General features: G+C 44.8%; 17 protein-coding genes. 9 read left to right on the top strand and 8 right to left on the bottom strand.

Features of this window, described 5'->3' with window-relative positions; all coding sequences use genetic code 11:
- The first annotated feature begins 10 nt into the window (after positions 1 to 10).
- From SIB80_RS04895 to SIB80_RS04910, 4 genes are all read left to right on the top strand, one after another.
- A complete protein-coding gene (locus SIB80_RS04895) occupies positions 11 to 1,234 on the top strand; it encodes a site-specific integrase (protein WP_169189842.1) in 1,224 nt (407 codons plus the stop codon).
- A gap of 170 nt (positions 1,235 to 1,404) precedes the next feature.
- On the top strand, positions 1,405 to 2,319 hold the full coding sequence (locus SIB80_RS04900; protein WP_236066031.1) for a hypothetical protein: 915 nt from the start codon (positions 1,405 to 1,407) through the stop codon (positions 2,317 to 2,319).
- Between the two features lie 76 nt (positions 2,320 to 2,395).
- On the top strand, positions 2,396 to 2,572 hold the full coding sequence (locus SIB80_RS04905) for a hypothetical protein (RefSeq protein WP_169189948.1): 177 nt from the start codon (positions 2,396 to 2,398) through the stop codon (positions 2,570 to 2,572).
- Between the two features lie 138 nt (positions 2,573 to 2,710).
- On the top strand, positions 2,711 to 3,040 hold the full coding sequence (locus tag SIB80_RS04910; RefSeq protein WP_063419661.1) for a hypothetical protein: 330 nt from the start codon (positions 2,711 to 2,713) through the stop codon (positions 3,038 to 3,040).
- A 111-nt stretch (positions 3,041 to 3,151) separates the two neighbouring features.
- Here SIB80_RS04910 and SIB80_RS04915 read toward each other — a convergent pair whose 3' ends face one another.
- The 5 genes from SIB80_RS04915 to SIB80_RS04935 all read right to left on the bottom strand — a co-directional run bounded on the left by SIB80_RS04915 (position 3,152) and on the right by SIB80_RS04935 (position 5,898).
- Positions 3,152 to 3,409 (bottom strand): Nif11-like leader peptide family natural product precursor, encoded by a 258-nt coding sequence (locus SIB80_RS04915; protein WP_063419660.1) that lies wholly within the window; start codon positions 3,407 to 3,409, stop codon positions 3,152 to 3,154.
- A gap of 193 nt (positions 3,410 to 3,602) precedes the next feature.
- Positions 3,603 to 3,839, bottom strand: a complete 237-nt coding sequence (locus SIB80_RS04920) for a Nif11-like leader peptide family natural product precursor (protein WP_063419659.1) — start codon at positions 3,837 to 3,839, stop codon at positions 3,603 to 3,605.
- A gap of 596 nt (positions 3,840 to 4,435) precedes the next feature.
- A complete protein-coding gene (locus SIB80_RS04925) occupies positions 4,436 to 4,693 on the bottom strand; it encodes a CCRG-2 family RiPP (RefSeq protein ID WP_063419658.1) in 258 nt (85 codons plus the stop codon).
- 314 nt (positions 4,694 to 5,007) lie between these two features.
- On the bottom strand, positions 5,008 to 5,250 hold the full coding sequence (locus SIB80_RS04930) for a Nif11-like leader peptide family natural product precursor (protein WP_063419657.1): 243 nt from the start codon (positions 5,248 to 5,250) through the stop codon (positions 5,008 to 5,010).
- 408 nt (positions 5,251 to 5,658) lie between these two features.
- On the bottom strand, positions 5,659 to 5,898 hold the full coding sequence (locus SIB80_RS04935; protein WP_063419656.1) for a Nif11-like leader peptide family natural product precursor: 240 nt from the start codon (positions 5,896 to 5,898) through the stop codon (positions 5,659 to 5,661).
- 906 nt (positions 5,899 to 6,804) lie between these two features.
- Here SIB80_RS04935 and SIB80_RS04940 point away from each other — a divergent pair.
- On the top strand, positions 6,805 to 7,947 hold the full coding sequence (locus SIB80_RS04940) for a fatty acid desaturase (RefSeq protein WP_063419704.1): 1,143 nt from the start codon (positions 6,805 to 6,807) through the stop codon (positions 7,945 to 7,947).
- Positions 7,948 to 8,338: 391 nt separating this feature from the next.
- On the opposite strand, the gene SIB80_RS04945 is transcribed toward SIB80_RS04940, so the two are convergent.
- Positions 8,339 to 8,743: a hypothetical protein gene (locus tag SIB80_RS04945; protein WP_063419655.1), complete on the bottom strand. Its 405-nt coding sequence runs from the start codon at positions 8,741 to 8,743 to the stop codon at positions 8,339 to 8,341.
- A gap of 1,287 nt (positions 8,744 to 10,030) precedes the next feature.
- Between SIB80_RS04945 and SIB80_RS04950 the strand changes: the two genes are divergently transcribed.
- Both SIB80_RS04950 and SIB80_RS04955 read left to right on the top strand, forming a co-directional pair.
- Positions 10,031 to 10,369: a LemA family protein gene (locus SIB80_RS04950; protein ID WP_413681506.1), complete on the top strand. Its 339-nt coding sequence runs from the start codon at positions 10,031 to 10,033 to the stop codon at positions 10,367 to 10,369.
- 341 nt (positions 10,370 to 10,710) lie between these two features.
- Positions 10,711 to 11,358 carry a DUF3137 domain-containing protein gene (locus SIB80_RS04955; protein ID WP_236066029.1) on the top strand — a complete coding sequence of 216 codons (648 nt, stop codon included), beginning with the start codon at positions 10,711 to 10,713 and terminating at the stop codon, positions 11,356 to 11,358.
- A 52-nt stretch (positions 11,359 to 11,410) separates the two neighbouring features.
- On the opposite strand, the gene SIB80_RS04960 is transcribed toward SIB80_RS04955, so the two are convergent.
- Positions 11,411 to 11,656, bottom strand: coding sequence for a NifU family protein (locus SIB80_RS04960; RefSeq protein WP_011129633.1), 246 nt, complete (start codon positions 11,654 to 11,656; stop codon positions 11,411 to 11,413).
- A 76-nt stretch (positions 11,657 to 11,732) separates the two neighbouring features.
- Between SIB80_RS04960 and SIB80_RS04965 the strand changes: the two genes are divergently transcribed.
- Complete coding sequence (locus SIB80_RS04965; protein WP_063419654.1) at positions 11,733 to 13,223, top strand: malate:quinone oxidoreductase; 1,491 nt, start codon at positions 11,733 to 11,735, stop codon at positions 13,221 to 13,223.
- A gap of 788 nt (positions 13,224 to 14,011) precedes the next feature.
- Positions 14,012 to 15,826 carry a translation elongation factor 4 gene (gene lepA / locus SIB80_RS04970; RefSeq protein ID WP_063419653.1) on the top strand — a complete coding sequence of 605 codons (1,815 nt, stop codon included), beginning with the start codon at positions 14,012 to 14,014 and terminating at the stop codon, positions 15,824 to 15,826.
- Positions 15,827 to 15,837: 11 nt separating this feature from the next.
- Here lepA and SIB80_RS04975 read toward each other — a convergent pair whose 3' ends face one another.
- Positions 15,838 to 17,169 (bottom strand): hypothetical protein, encoded by a 1,332-nt coding sequence (locus SIB80_RS04975; protein WP_236066028.1) that lies wholly within the window; start codon positions 17,167 to 17,169, stop codon positions 15,838 to 15,840.
- Between the last annotated feature and the right edge of the window lie 53 nt (positions 17,170 to 17,222).

Genomic DNA, 17,222 nt, shown 5'->3' on the forward strand with positions numbered 1-17,222 from the left:
GTTGGTATAGGTGCCGTTCAGAAAGGTCCCGAACTACATCACTAAGGCTCGTCAAAGCTACGTGCTGCAACGGGCAGTTCCTAGGGATTTGAGGAGCGTGATCGGCAAAGCAGTGTTTAAAGAGCCAGGTGGGAAGACTCTGCATGAGGCAAGAGCCCGCCAGAAGGCTTTCTTGCAGAGAACTGATGCGCTGATTGCAGAGGCACGGGGGCAAGCTGCCCTGACTACTGATGAGCTGTTAGAGGTTCTGCCTGGGCTGACTCCTCAGGCTGAGAAGGGTGATATGGCAATCGGCCTTGAGATGTTGAGAGTGCAAGGCCTCTTAAGTAGTGAACAGGCCAAAAGAGGCTTTGATCTGCTCCAAGGCATCGAAAAGTCTGAGAGCTTGTTGATGCCAGAAGACTTGCTTGAGTTACGACGTCAGCAAAAAGAACCTGCCTCAAGAACCTACGTGCAGTGGGTCAAGGTTCTAGAAGCGTTCATGAATTTCTGCCAAGTAGCGAGCCCTCTTTCGTGTACTCGCGAAATGGCTGAGGCCTACAAGCAAAAGTTGTTAGGGAGGGGATTAAGTAAGAACACTGTAAAAGTGCAGCTGGCTTATCTCTCAGGTCTATGGACCAGCTTGAGTGAAGCACGAGGTGTAGCGCATATTTTTAAGGGTTTGCCAGCTTCAGTGCGATTGACTCCTGGAGAGGTTGCTAGGCAGTTGCAAAAGAAAGGCTCATTTATTTGTCGGCCGATTAATGAGTGGGACCAAAGTAACAGTCAATATCTCCCAATCTTTCAAATTCTTTATTACAGTGGTTGCCGTCTTTCTGAGGTATGTGGTTTAAAAGGAGAAGACATCAATGATGATCGCTTTAATGTTACTTGGTCTGATGAGAGAAGTTTAAAGACCCATTATTCACAACGTCAAATCCCTTTGCATCCACAGATCTATGAATTAATGCAGGAACTGCGTAGAATTAATGGTCTGATATGGCCAAGTCTAAAAACGATTGATCGCAAAACAGATGAAATTCGTTGGGGGCATAATCTTTCAAAGCCATGCAAACAAATAACAGGCCTATCACCCAAGGATTTCAGAGATCGAGTGACTGCCCAGCTCGTTGAGCAGGACTATTCAGAAAAGGTCATAGGTTTGCTTCTAGGCCATAGCCCTCGATCTACGACACAAATGTATGGAGGCTCGGTATGGAAAAAGGTTGTTGAGGCAGTTCATTCGTTGTCTTGAAAAGAGACAGTCGATTTACTAAAAATATTTAAAGATTAACTATGGACAACAATAATCAAAACAAGTTCAATACAACATCAAAGTCCAAGGCCTTCTTTCCCATCAAGCAGCATCGCTTTGATTCTTCAAAGCATCCAATCATTCAATCAACTCAAAAGTGTGCAGCACGCATGACAACGATGCTATCTGCGCAAGAAGAGCAAATGCTAGAAGGTCTGATTAACTCTCTTCAATGCAATCAAAGAGAAGCCATTCGCATCGCCTTTCACGAGGCCTCCAGGAGCGGCTTTGGGGCCCTGCAAAGCGCCTCTAGATACGCTAGAGCGTCAACAGCAGAAAAGGGCCATACAGGGCGCTCTAGGCCTCTCTGGGTGAGTCTTCCTAAAGCAGAAAAGCATCAGGCAATCTGCTTAGCTGATCAACTCGAACTTACAGACAAAGAAATCCTCAGGCTTGCAATCATCTGGCTCGCTAAAGCCATCAAAGATGAAACCATCACCAAGCTGCAAGACACTCCCAAGCTCTCTCAAGATTCATTGGCTAAGCAATGGAGCCAAACGCACAAAGGCGAGCCATCCAAACTCACAAGGCTCAAAGTATCAGCCAAAGCTGCTTACCAACAAGCAGAAGCATTGGGCCAAGAAAAAGACAAGCAGCTCTACGAGCAACGAGGCTTGATGATGCAGCAGCTTGGCGATCAAGCACAGCTAACGACTATCGACGCCATGCTGCAGCTAGATGCAGACGATCTCATCGATCAGATCATCAATGACTTCAAAGACACAGAAGCTCTCAATCAAAAAGAAAAGGAGATCTTCCGCATCATGCTCTCTTACCAGATTTGGGATGAGCAGCTCGCAACTGAGATCTGGCAACAAGAGCAACAACGAAAACAAGCAGAAGCCTTAGAACCTGAAATGACAGATGAGATGCTCGATGAATGGCTCAAGGGGATTAGAGAAGAGACTCAAGACAAAGAAGATCCCCCAACGCCTACCCCCTTACAGCTGATTCCTAAAAGACCTAAAGAATCAACGACACCAGAAGAGCTAATCATCAACCGCTTCTTTGATGCTCTTGACTGAGAACCCTTGCAAGCACTAGAAAAAGACGCCTACCCCCCTACTCTAAGAGGAAAGACAACATAGACATACCAACACCATGACGACACTCACTACCGCTAAAGAAAAGCTTTGCCGCTCCATGCTCAGCAAAGTCGGCATCTACGAGAAGATGCTGCTAGCAGCACAAGAGGACAAAGACACAGAGACAATCAAACACCTCTACCTGCATCACACTCATCTGATGAACAGGTTAGAGAAGGTGCTCTGCTCATAAGGACCACACACCATTTACGCAAGACACAACAGCTCTTTAGCTTCCTATTGCTAATGGTGAGGTGAACGAGCGAGCAAAGCGAGCGAGTGAACCTCCATCTTTAATACAACTTCCTTAACTGCTTAAACTGATCAATACATGCCTACTCAATCATTACGCCCCAAGCAAGCCCAACCCAACGCAAGACAACAACTCAAAGTTCAACAACTACTCATACCTGAAATAGAAAAGCTACAACAACAAGAACTAAATACTCAACTACCACTTACCATTAACAAACCAATCAAACAGACATCAAAGAAGACTGTAAAAACAACAGCTAAACCAACACATAAAAAAGGAGCTAACCGATTGGAAGCTCCGTATGCAAAACCTAATCAAACTAAACCTGGTAAGCGTTCTTCAGCTGAACTTAAAAAGAAAAAGGAGGAGATGTTGGACTGGTTGAATAACGTGAGGATTGGCTAGTTTCTATTCATCAAGTTCTTGCTAGGTATCGGATGCCGTTTTAAGCGAATAGTGAAGTCGTTGAAGAAATCAAAGCCCCTGCTAATGCGTGTGCAAGCGTGGTAGAAAAGTTTAACAACAGCCCTTGTCCGAGGTTACATAACAACTGTATTCTTTCGTAATAACAGTATCATTCCCGCCCCCGGCTACACTCTCCAGCTCATCATCAGACAGGGTTTGGCGATGAGTGTTTAGGTCTTCTGTGGAGATCGAGAACCCAGCAGACTGTGCAATAGCAACAACATCAGCTCCTTCTGCTTTGAGCTGCTCCTGTAGTGAGGTATCTGCTTGAACTTTCGCGATGAATGCCTTCAGTTGTTCTTCTGACATTGGATTAGAAATTAGTTCTTGTTTGTAAGTTTAAGGTGCCAGGTATCGGATGCCGTTTTAAGCGAATAGGGAAGTCATTGAAGAAGTAAAAAGCCCCTGTCAATGCAGGGGCTTTGAGTGTGTAGGCTGTTCTAATGACTTATGTGCTAGTTCGCTATTAGTAGCTAGTAACAGAACCCAGCAGGCAGTGATGTCAGCAGCATGGCCAGGTTGCCAGTGTCAGACCTCCATCCACAGCCCCACCAGCCACAGCCTCTAGCTCCTCATCTGACAGATTTTGGCGATGAGAGTTTAGGTCTTCTGTGGTAATCGTGAACCCAGCAGCTTTGGCAATAGCAACAACATCAGCTCCTTCTGCTTTTAACTGTTCCTGCAGTGAAGTGTCTGCTTGAACCTTGGCGATGAATGCTTTGAGTTGTTCTTCTGGCATCAGATGTACTTGTCTATTCTTTATCTATAGCCCAATCTAAGGCTGATGAGTTTAAGCATCATTGAATTGTATGAAACTTTCACTACAGCAGGTTGCAAGCTGACGGCATTAGCCAATGGCCGCCTGCCTTTTTAAGGCTCTCGGCAACGATTGATGGATGTGCCAAATGCTATGAGCGTTTTTGTAAGCACTACCGCCATAAGAGTAAAGCGGCTCCAAATGCCACTGGGGTAGTCGCATACTTAAACGGCTGGTGAGCATTGAATGAACTAGAAGCAAGAAGAAGAGGGTTTCTCCAGGTCAACAACTACTAATATCTGAAATAAAACAGCTACAACAACAGCAACTTCAAGCGCAACAACCACTTACCATTAACAAACCAATCAAACAGATCCCTAAGCAGACTGCAAAGCCAACACAACAAAAAAGAGCCAACCGATTGGAGGCTCCCTATAAACCTAATCCAACTAAACCTGGCAAGCCATCACCAGCAGAACTCAAAAAGCAGAAGCAGGAGATGTTGGACTGGTTGAATAACGTAAGGATTGGTTAGGTCTATTTACCCTTCATCACCAATAATAGAAACTACACCTGTTCTAATCCGCCCTTTGTGCTTGTGGTAGTTCAGAATTATTCAACCCAAAGGTATTGACCTGCCAGCGACTGTCATTCACCACAGAGGTTTGTCCTTGTGAGAAAGAGGTTTGTCCTTGTGAGAAAGATGTCTGCCCCTGTGAGAAATTGTTGTTTCTTGGATGCCAACCCACGAAAGGACAACCTTCCTCTTTTGATTGGCAATAAACACCACCACAAACACTTTTCAGCTCTTCAATTGTAAGTTCGTTATTTGTCATTGGTTTGAATGGGTTGTGAGAGATCTATCCCTCGGATGAACACATCATCTGCCAATTCCTCTACTAAGTCATTGATCCGAATCATTGCTAGTTGTGATCTTGGTCACAGGTCCTGAGAGGAATTTCTAGAACTAGAATATTTTAGGAACTTACCTGAGATTACCTAGCTTCTACTCTTTAAGATCATACCAGGTATCGGATGCCGTTTTAAGCGAATAGGGAAGTCATTGAAGAAGTAAAAAGCCCCTGTCAATGCAGGGGCTTTGAGTGTGTAGGCTCATTGAGAAGCATCACAATTTAACAGTAGCAGACATTCAGCAAGTCAAAATTTCAGTACAAAACCATTCTTCCCAATTCTTCACACCACCGGCCACATTTTCCAGATCCTTTTCAGACAGGTTTTGGCGATAATTAGTGTTTAAGTCTTCTGTGGAGATCGAGAACCCAGCAGCCTTTGCAATAGCAACAGGGTCAGCTCCTTCTGCTTTTAGCTGTTCCTGCAGTGAAGGATCGCCTTGAACTTTGGCGACGAATGCCTTGAGTTGTTCCTCTGACATTAGTGATTTTTAACTCTTGTTAGCATAGCTAGCCTCCGAAGAAATTACCAGAAAAAATAATTTCAGATCGGGCTAAGATTTCATGACACAAATGTCTGAAGTGTTATTACGTAGGTAGAAGGACCTCATTTGCCCCTTAGCCCCCTTCAGAAGTTGTATATCCTGTGGAAAAGAGTCGTCCGAAGATGTCTATACAATAGATTTCCTATCTCCTATACAATATTCCTTTAAAATAACTGCTATGACTGGGCTAGAATACTTTGAGTCAAAGTACTATCAACACTTTCTACAAGATTCTCAATAAATGAGCTAATTGAGAACAGATCTTGCCTGATTCGTGATCTGTATGGGCGGCTTTGAGTGTGTAGGCTTTTAGCAGTAATTGTTAGTGTAATTGTAATTGTGGCACTAGATGCCGTCCAAAGTGTTTACCAACTTGGACCAACAGCCACAGCCCCCCCCAGCCACACCTTCCAGCTCATCATCAGTCAGATTTTGGCGATCAGAGTTTAGGTCTTCTGTGGTAATCGTGAACCCAGCAGCCTTTGCAATAGAAACAACATCAGCTCCTCCTGCTTTGAGCTGCTCCTGTAGTGAAGTATCGGCTTGAACTTTGGCGATGAATGCCTTCAGTTGTTCTTCTGACATTAGATTTTAGATTTATGTTTTATATTTAGCAGTCAGCAGGAGACAGAGAGAAAAACCAAACAAATCTTTCACGCCATTTAACGATCGGAAGCGGGCCTCATTGTACCCATAGTCCCTCTGCAACGCACAGCTATTTCTTGGAGACGTGATCTAGTTAGGGCAAACAAGGTGCGTTGAGCGGTGACAATCACAGCGAAGGAGCCTGCTTGATATTCACAAACTCCTATCCCTCATGGATTTTTACTTGTAGGGATTACTTCTGATATCTGCGGAAAATGTTGGTATAGCTGTTGGTATAGCTGTTGGTATAGGTCTGATTCTCTATCCCTTAAAAGCATTGTAGTGCAAGCGATTTCATAGGGAGATGCAGTAGTGCTGCTTAGTTGAAGTAGGTCTTGTTAGCAAGTGCTGGGCAGAGATCTCTAAGCATTATTGGATTGGTATTGATATTGCTGTTGGCCTACGTGTAGTACAGGAAGGTTCTGCACTCCATTACTAAGGCCCGTCTAAGCTACATGCGGCAACGTGCTATCTCTATGGATGTGAGGGGCCACAATCGGAGAAACATCGTTTAAAGGGTCAATAGGTAAGTCTTTTCAAATAGAGATAGTCATTGAAGCTCATCGATCTCTATAGGCAATCTCAAACTATCTACTGATGTCCTATTACTTTAGATTAAAGAAATTGACTTAGATCTAGACAGCTGATGGTTGGGCGAAGCAAGGAGCATGCTGGCTCATAAGCTAAGTAAGATGATTTGCCTTCATCTTGAGTTGCCCATAAAGCGGCAATCAGGGATTGTATCAATTATCCTATCGAATGTGCCCTTTCTAATCATAGTCATTGCAAGATCATTCAGACAGTCATGAAAAAACATTTTTCAGACAAAAAGCTGCTAAAGAGATCATGATGTCTGGCCTCAATGGAAAGGCGCTTCAGGTTTCCAAAGCCGATATACCTGATCTGGCTGCAATTAAGGCTGTTTTGCCTGATCAATGCTTGAATTGCAGCACCAATACTTCCCTTGCTTATCTAGCACAATCTCTGATTATACAGGCCATTGTAATTTTTATTGGGTTTTCCATTCCTCTTAGTGTGGAAATATTGCCTGTTTGGGTTCTCTATTGGCTTGTATCTGGCACAACAGCAATGGGATTATGGGTCATCGCCCATGAATGCGGCCACGGTGCTTTTTCGAAAAATAGGCAATTAGAAACATTCGTTGGATATGTGTTGCATTCGATCCTTCTTGTTCCATATTTCTCATGGCAGCGTTCACATTTAGTTCACCATACTTATACAAACCATATCGCTAATGGTGAGACCCACGTGCCTTTGGTTATTCGTGGCAATGGAATTGATGAGCAAGCTGGTGGAGAAAAAGATATTGCCATAGCAGGCAAATTAGGAAAATTTCAATATGGTGTATTTCAGCTTGTGCTTCATCTGATTTTTGGCTGGCCAGCCTATTTGCTTACTGGGAAGACGGGAGGCCCAAAATATGGCCTATCGAATCACTTCTGGCCGATCGCACCTTTCTCTAAAAAATTGTGGACAAAAAAATGGATCAATAAAGTATGGCTTTCCGATTGGGGGATAGGCCTGACTTTGTTTGCTTTGATTGCCTGGAGCCTGCATGATGGCTTTGTTACTGTTTTCGCAATTTATATAGCTCCTTTGTTAGTAGTTAATATCTGGTTAGTGACCTACACTTGGTTGCATCATACTGATACTGATGTTCCCCACCTTGGCAGTTCAGAATTTTCCCAATTGCGAGGTGCACTCCTATCGATTGATAGGCCATATGGAAAAGTAATTGACTTCCTCCATCACAAGATAGGCTCTACTCATGCCATTCATCACATAGCACCTTGGATGCCTCATTACCATGCAGGCAAAGCCACTATTGCCCTAAAAAATGCTTTCCCAAAGGTATACCTTTACAATCCCACGCCAATTCTTCAGGCTCTTTGGCTTATTTCTACTAATTGCATAGCTGTCACGCGGGAAGAGAACAGTGGGCGCTATCTATGGAAAAATCCTTGGTGAGAGAACGTGGTTCGAAGAAGATCCATTCACTGGCTTAATATCTATCCAGTCAGTTTTTTACTGAGTATCTATAGCCAATAGATACTCATACTCCATGGCTTTTTTATAGGGATTACCCCTGAAATCTGTGGATAATGTTTGTAAAGCTGTTGCTATGGGTTTGATGCTCTATTTCTGAAAAGGATTGCACTGCAACAGATTTCTTAGGCTGTTGAAGTAAAGCCCACTCGTTAAATTAGATCTTGTTAGCGAGTGCAGGGCAGATGTCTCTATGAATCACATCAAGACCATGTATTGGTTTGTAGTGCATTTCAGTGAATAGAATTTTATGTAATATCTGATCATAGGATTCTCCCTAGCCAGGGCTACGATGATTCATATGAAGCGGTAATTAATCATCTACGGAGACGTAACGTGTCCATTCTTCCTTTCTGTGTTGTTGATGGTAGAAAACAACAAAGGGAAAGTTGAATCCATAGTGGGTGTCGTTCAGGTTTTTGTCCACCCAGTAACAACCTATTTGATAATTATTCCTAAACATCTCATCATTATTTGAATAAATATCTACTATTGAGGTATCACCATTTAGGTGTTCATCTATGAAGGACTGTTTGTCTCTAAAGACGTCAATTAGAAAAATCTCATAGGTCTGTTTGGTGATGCCAACTCTCATCAGCTCTTCGATAACCTTATCATCCATATAGTCAAATCTCCAACTACCATCATCTTCATCAGGAGGTTCAATGCCTTCATCCTTAGACAAAAGAATTTCCAAGTCAGTTTTGTCCTTAGTCATAACTCGTCAAAGGGGAGAAAGTAAGTGTTTGTTCTAAGGTGCTTCTCATGATATTAACCTACTTGCTACACCATAAACCTCTCCCAGGTCATCATCAGAGAATGATTTACCAAGGTGGCCTGAGATGGCTTCGTCTTATGGGTGTGGTTTTTGACACCACTAGAAGCATTCCCTCTCTCACTATCTTCGAATCATTCTTTTCGATAGTTTCTTTAGGGTTGGTTATTGGTTTAATACTAATCTGCCAGTAGTTTCATAAGTCCATAAGATTTTTAAGATTTTATCAAGGGAAATCGATCTTATTTGACCTCACAGCACTTTTCATAATCCTTTTTATTTACACTAGAACCTGACCCTTGAGGGTTTTTATTATTTAATTTATGTTATGTTGATTTTTGGGGTACTGTAAGTTCATCTCTCAGATGATCTGGCTCATCCCCTTTTAGATATTCATGACCACCATCACATTACACTTTTACCCATGACTCGCCATCTAAGGAAATGAGTTTACTTCGCGATTGATCTTTTCTCATGGTTTTTTGTACTTCGAAGTTATCCTAGTGCTTCCCAAGAAGTTCTTAGGAAAAATAGAAAAATGCTTGAAGGTCACCATCGTGTTTAGAAGTAGACATTTCCCCTTTGGCGCCTATTTTGATGAACAATGTACAGGTTGATAAGCTTAATGAAAAAAATGAATATTTGTTCGTCGTGCTTCTCTGCTTGTTTTATAAACCGAATTTTGGCACTATTCCTCCCATGCCAATTAGATAGGATAATGCGGCCAAAATTATAAAAGACACTACTATTTGCAGAGGAAGCTGCAGCAATTCTTTTGAGCTCGGTAGCGGAGAAAGGTTGGGCATTTGGTCACGGGGATCCCCTTCTTCGTTGGGCATGGAATGTTTTTCTATGAACGGTAATAATTGATCCTAACCAATCAAGGCTCCAGCTCTATGACTTCTTACATTTCTTCTAACTTTTCACTTTTTCTTGCCCTCCTATGTTAGGGATGTTAATACCAAAACAGTTGTCTTTTCCTTTTGTCTTTACCTAGCGCTGTCCTCTTCCTGTTAGCAATCTTGCTAATATTTGTTGTAGTGGCAGTGATGTTTAATTCACTAGTCGCGAAAAAGAACCGAGTTAAAAACGCCTTTGCATCTGTAGATGTTCAGCTCAAGAAGCGATATGACCTTGTCCCGAACCTCATTCAACAGTGAATCAGTATATGCAGCATGAGCAAGCTACCCTCGCCAAGCTACCCTCGCCAAGCTAACCGAGCTTCGAGGGATGGCTCAGAGTGGAAGGATGGGCACCCGTGGCCGGGTTGAGCTGGAAAATCAATTTTCCCAGGCCATGGAGTCAATCATGGTTGCAGTTGAGAATTATCCAGATCTTAAGGCTAGCCAAAATTTTCTTGCTCTTCAGGGATCCTTGAATGAGATCGAGGAGCAGCTTTCTGCCGCCAGACGTACCTTTAATCCCGTAACCACTGACTACAACGATGCCATTGAAATGTTTCCTAGTAATCTTTTGGCTGGGCTGATCGGCTATCGACTCCGCCCTCTTTTTGAAATGCCTGCTATCGAAAGAGAGAACCCTAACGCGGCTAAAATATTTGCTGACTAATGGTCAACCAAAGATCCTTTTTTGCTGGTCACCCTTCTTATTTCCGCCAGGAGATCATGCCAGTTTTACGGATATTTGAAGACAAACGAAAGCTCATTCTGCAGAAAATATTGAAGATTATATTCTTAATCGTTTTGTTGATAATTGCTGTTTTCATTCTGCTAGCTTTTCAGCTGATCTCGCAGATCGCAGCTTTTATTTTGCTTCCCGTAGTGGTGGTTGTCTTTGCCATCGTCTACAGGTAACTGACCAAGCAATATAAGACGCAGTTCAAGCTGCAGGTTATTACAGCGATCGTCAACTTCTTTGATTCAACTCTTCAATATGATCCACACCGTCGGGTGTCTAAGTCTCAGTTTGTGCAAAGTGGGTTATTTAATACTGCTCCTGATCGTTACCGTTGCGAGGATCGGGTTTTTTGTACTTTGGGAAAGACCCGTATCGAGTTCAGCGAGGTTCATGCGGAATATCAGTCTCAGAGCACCGATTCTGATGGAGCCACGCACACCTCATGGCACACGATTTTCAATGGTTTGTTTTTCGTCGCAGACTTCAATAAGCAAATTAAAGGCACCACTGTTGTGCTTCCAGATGTAGCCGAACGTCTTTTTGGGTGTGTTGGAAAATTTTTTCAAAATATTCAAAAGATTGGCCGACATCCCGAACTGATCACTCTGGAAGATCCTGCTTTCGAGAAGTATTTTGTGGTTTACGGGGATGATCAAAATGAAGCAAGATACATTCTCACCCCGAACCTTATGGAGCGGATTGTTTCATTTCGGCAGCGAACCGGACAAAAACTTCGTCTTTCTTTTTGTGGAGAGAACTTTTATGTGGCTATCCCGAGCGACCATGACATGTTCGAGGCCAGAGTTTTTCGCACTCTTTGGAGCAAGACACTGATCAAGAGCTATGTGGACGACATGGCGATGGCGATAGGTGTGGTTGAAGAGCTCAATCTCAACCGTCGTGTTTGGACGAAGCCATGAATTTCTAAATGCTAAAAATTTTCATGCGGAAGAGTTGTTCTGGTTACAGCCTTTAAAGCACCTGCACCACTTCACTGACTTCGGGGATCATTTCGCGCAACTTGCGTTCGATACCCATTTTCAGGGTCATGGTGCTACTAGGGCAGCTGCCACAGGCTCCTTGAAGACGCACTTTCACCACAGGACCATCAATTTCGACGATTTCTACATTGCCGCCGTCTGCCATAAGAAAGGGCCTTAGTTCATCGAGAACGGTTTCCACGTTCTCGTTGGTGAGGGCCATGGCTTCTGTACTCATGGATGCTCTGCACGTTTGGATCTATCCAGCCTAGGGGGTTCGCTCATAACCTTGCCAGCAGGGGTGCTTTCAAGTTGTGGCCGTCTCTGATGTTGCTGGATCCCAATCTCGCTACGACGCGGTACTTGTCGGGGCTGGAATTATGAGTGCCACTTTGGCGGCCCTGCTGCATGAGCTCGATCCTGAGCTGAGTTTGTTGATGGTCGAACGTTTGCAGGCGCCGGGTCTTGAGAGCAGTGCGGCAGAAAACAATGCAGGCACTGGTCATGCGGCTAATTGCGAACTGAATTACACACCTCGTCAGCCTGATGGCAGCGTGGCTACTGCTAAGGCGTTGGCCATTAATACCGCCTTTGAGCGCTCTTTGGAGTTCTGGGCTTCGTTGACGGAAAAGGGCAAGTTGCTACCACAGCAATTTCTACATCTGGTCCCTCATATCAGTGTGGTTTTTGGCGATGCTGATTTGGCTTTCTTGCATCAGCGCTTTCAGCAATTGAGTGCACTGCCTGCCTTTGCCTCCATGCAATGGAGTACTGATGCCGCTGAGCTTGCCGAATGGATGCCATTGGTGATGGAAGGGCGAGCCAATGCAGAGTCTGTTGCTGCAACCTGCATTAAGCGGGGTACGGATGTGGATTTCGGATTGCTGACAGGGGCCTATGTGAAGTCATTGCAAGCCAGCGGAGCTTTGGAATTGAGTTGCGGCTGCGAAGTCGTTCATTTGCACCGGCTCGGCAAGCACCAGTGGAATCTTGATCTCAAGCATTCTTCTGGAAGTCGCTCTGTGCAGACACCTTTTGTGTTTCTCGGTGCAGGGGGGGGGGCATTGCCTTTGTTGCAGCGATCTGGCATTCCAGAGGCAGCTGCCTATGCAGGCTTTCCAGTGAGCGGACAGTGGTTGGTCTGCTCTGAGCCAGGTTTAACGGCAAGGCATCACGCCAAGGTGTATGGCAAGGCGAAGGTGGGTGCTCCTCCAATGTCTGTGCCACATCTTGATAGCCGTTGGATTGATGGATGCCGCTCGTTGCTTTTCGGGCCTTATGCGGGTTTCAGTAGCAAATTCCTCAAGCAAGGCTCCCGCTTGGATCTCTTGCGTTCGGTACGGCGAAGCAATTTTCGCTCCATGTTGGAGGTGGGCTTTAAAAACTTTGATTTAGTCACTTATCTCCTCTCAGAGCTACAGCAGAGTGAGAAAGATCGATTTGAAACCTTAAAGCAATTTCTTCCCAATGCGCAGTTGAATGATTGGACGCTTTCAGTTGCCGGACAGAGAGTACAAATCATCAAACACACAGCCGAGGGGGGGCGGTTGCAGATGGGTACAGAGGTGGTATCCGCTGAAGATGGCTCCCTAGCTGCCTTATTAGGGGCTTCGCCTGGGGCTAGTACAGCGGTGACGGTCATGCTGGAAGTGTTGCAGCGTTGCTGGAGCGAGCGTATGGCAAGTGAATCTTGGCAACAACGATTGCAAAAATTGTTGCCGAGTTATGGCCATGACCCTAATTCTGATCCCTTACTGCTGAGGCAGATGCGCATACGCAGCAATACATTACTCAGTTTCACTTGATCAAAAGATGGTCTGATTTTGATGTTGTGATAATTGGTCAGTGGCTCTAAAGTTGGGGGGACAGGAGAAGCTTTAAAGCCCTGGCTTTGAGGTTTGTTTCTCAATGGGTCTTATGTGAATAATTCATGATTTACTAGCCAGTGTTTAGACGCTTGTGCGTTCTGCGATTCTCCTTCGAGAACGGGCTTTTAAGGCTTGAAGATGAGTGAGGGTTGGCTGATCGATTTGTTATCTCACCCTTTGGATTGTATGAGAATTTTGATCAACAGAGATGACCTTTCCCTCGCTTTTGCTCATCAATTCGAGGTCTGTGATCTTCAGTCTCTGTTTAATACTTGACTCTCGTCTGTATAAGTTGATCGCTATAGATCCTGCTAGTTGAATATCTCTTGTTTGCATGATTATTGCAAAGCCGTTCTCAATTTGAATATGTTGACTTCTGTTGCTGTGAATATTGTTTTTAGGGTTGTTGCTTGGGCCGTAAGGCGCTATTTTGCTAGTTTTGCTTTAGTTCTTTAGAGACAGTCTCTTGCTTTATTTGCTTTTGACACTATCGAGATAATCTGTGATGGGGATGAATAAGCTTTAAGCATCAGTATCCCAGCGAAGAACATTTGATGCTTTTGAGTAAATCTAGGTTGTAGATGTTGCAAAATTGCTCCATACACTCATTCAGCAATGGGCCTGATGAGATTGCTACCAGCATTCTTCATGGCTGTTCAGATCAGCAGGATCCTTAGAATCTTGATTCTGACTCCAAAGCGCCCGAGAGGGGAATTCGCCAACGCATGACCGACGTTCCCGTTTCTCGCTTGAGGAACTTCTGCATCATTGCCCATATCGATCACGGCAAGTCGACTTTGGCTGACAGGCTGTTGCAGGACACTGGCACGGTGTCCGGTCGGGATATGCAGGAGCAGTTTCTCGACAACATGGATTTGGAAAGAGAGCGGGGCATCACGATCAAGCTCCAGGCTGCCCGGATGAACTACACGGCTGCCGATGGCGAAAGCTATGTACTCAACCTGATTGATACCCCTGGCCATGTTGATTTCTCCTATGAGGTGAGCCGCTCCTTGCAGGCCTGTGAAGGGGCCCTGTTGGTGGTGGATGCCAGTCAGGGTGTTGAGGCCCAGACCCTGGCAAATGTCTATTTAGCGCTGGAAAACGATCTAGAGATTATTCCTGTGCTCAACAAGATTGATCTGCCTGGCTCTGATCCAGAACGGATTAAAGAGGAGATCGAGGCGATCATTGGTCTTGACACCTCAACAGCAATTGCCTGTTCTGCCAAAACAGGCTTAGGCGTATCAGAGATTATGCAGGCGGTGGTGGATCGCATCCCGCCCCCTGCAGATACCCTCGATGAGCCAACGAAGGCATTGATCTTCGATTCCTACTACGACTCCTACAGAGGCGTAATTGTGTATTTCCGGGTGATCAGTGGCCGTATCAGCACGAAGGACAAAGTGTTGCTGATGGCCAGCAAGAAGAGCTATGAGCTTGATGAGATCGGTGTGATGTCACCAGATCAGTGTGAGGTCCATGAACTTCATGCCGGGGAGGTGGGTTATCTGGCGGCTTCGATCAAGGCGGTTGCTGATGCACGGGTTGGAGACACGATTACCCTCCTCAATGCCCCAGCAGATGAGCCGCTACCTGGTTACACCGAGGCAAAGCCGATGGTGTTTTGTGGCTTGTTTCCTACGGATGCAGATCAATATCCAGATCTAAGGGAAGCGCTTGACAAGCTGCAGCTTTCAGATGCAGCACTGAAGTATGAACCTGAAACCAGCAGTGCGATGGGTTTTGGCTTTCGTTGTGGCTTTCTAGGACTCCTGCATATGGAAATTGTGCAGGAGCGGCTTGAACGTGAATACGACTTGGATTTGATTGTTACTGCTCCTTCAGTGATCTACAAGGTGAACATGATTAATGGAGAGATGTTGATGGTGGATAACCCTGCAACATTGCCAGATCCGCAGAAGCGGGAATCAATAGAGGAGCCTTATGTACGGATGGAGATCTATGCCCCCAATGAGTACAACGGCACTCTGATGGGTTTGTGCCAGGAACGACGTGGTGAATACATTGATATGAAGTACATCACCACTGAGAGAGTTACCTTAATTTATGAGCTGCCCTTGGCTGAAGTGGTGACGGATTTCTTTGATCAGATGAAGAGTCGCACAAAGGGTTATGCCTCAATGGAATATCACTTGATTGGCTATCGCCGCAATGATCTGGTGCGCTTGGATGTCTTGATCAATGCTGAAAAGGCTGACCCACTTACCACAATTGCGCACCGTGATAAGGCTTATAGCATTGGTAAGGGTCTGGTGGAGAAGCTCAAAGAGCTGATCCCAAGACAACAGTTTAAAATTCCCTTACAGGCTTCCATTGGTAGTCGCATTATTGCCAGTGAGAGCATCAGTGCGATGCGTAAAGATGTGCTTGCTAAGTGTTATGGTGGAGACATCTCAAGAAAAAAAAAGTTGCTGAAGAAGCAGGCCAAGGGTAAAAAGCGGATGAAGGCGATGGGCAAAGTAGATGTGCCTCAGGAAGCATTCATGGCTGTGTTGAAACTAAATCAAGAAAGTTGATTGTGATCTTTTTATTGACTGGAATTGGTTGTTACGTAATCCTTATCGACTTGTAGATAATCCCCTGTGGTTTTGGCTGATAATTTCTCCATCCAAGGTGACTCTAACCCAAGGGCTATCGTGTTTGTTTTGAGTACTTTTTCTCGTGTGTTGTTGTAGTTTGAATAGTGAGTGACTGTAGGGTCATGATCATTGGCCTGCCAGCTACCACCCATGCGGTCGGCATTAGGCTCTCCATCTGAGAGGAAGTAAAGTGTGTCTGTTTCGTTATCTTTGAAAGAGGCATCTAATCCTTCCCAGGGATAGGTTCCGCCCCACTTAGTGGGGCGACCGTTATCCAGTGAATTAACGAATGCAATTGCGGATTCGCGCATGCCATCATCTCCTATCTTAACCAAGCCATCTCTTGACTGTTCCCAAGCTCTGTGGTTTTTACGGCCCGGTGAGCTGAAGGACTGGATGCTGACTTTTGTGTCTGGAGAAAGTGCTGCAAGGAGATTGCTGAGTTCTGTTTGCAGTGATTCCATTCTGGTCAATGAGCAGTTCTGGCGTGACGAGAAATAGTAACTTCCACTCCAATATGTTTTCCGTTCGCCATAAGTACTACCCCAAAGGATGCAAGCACTCATGGAACCTGAACCGTCTACAAGGAAGCGGATGTTTTTACTTTTTACATTGCGGAAGTAGGCCCCATTAAGTACACTATTGTCATCATCACCATAGTTCTCAATGCGTTTGTCTGCTCTTGCGAATGCAGCGAGATAAAGTGGGTATCTGGTGACTGTGCGTGCAGCGCTGATCGCCTCAAGATAACTCTCAGTTTCAAATTTCTGAGGATCATTGTTGGGGTTCGGATCAATAAATTTGATCAGTTTGCGTTGTTTATCTGTCATCACACCAAGAGCAGGTTCCATAAACTTGCGTATTGGTGTGCTGTCAGCTGTAAAGGTGACATCAAGGCCATCAATGATTTCTCTTAGGCTTTTATTCTCACCCTCATTGTTTGTTAAGTGTTCGCAGTCACCTTCGGGTTTTGTACATTTCATTACTCCGATATCTTCAATTGCTTTGGCAATAAATGAATCTTCTGTTTCGTTATAGCGTCCATCAAGACTGAGTGGCGCACCACATCGCATCAGTGCATAGCCTGCTTTATTGGAATTAATACTTAGCCCATAAAGAACTGGGGTGTTCAGTTCAGCCATCTTGATGCCGAAGACTGGTTTGAACACTTGATTTCGAGCTTCTGCGAGCAGCCCACATTGTTGGAGAGTTTCTTGATATTGTTCATTTGCCATGTCTGTATGCTCCATTCCAGTTTGTACAGCTTCGCTGTTATTCACCAGGATGTGAATACTCCGTTCAATTTCTGATCGCAGCAGGCGGAGACCATTGG

Origin of the sequence: Prochlorococcus sp. MIT 1327, assembly GCF_047304785.1 — a bacterium.
GTDB classification, from domain to species: Bacteria; Cyanobacteriota; Cyanobacteriia; order PCC-6307; family Cyanobiaceae; genus Prochlorococcus; species Prochlorococcus marinus_D.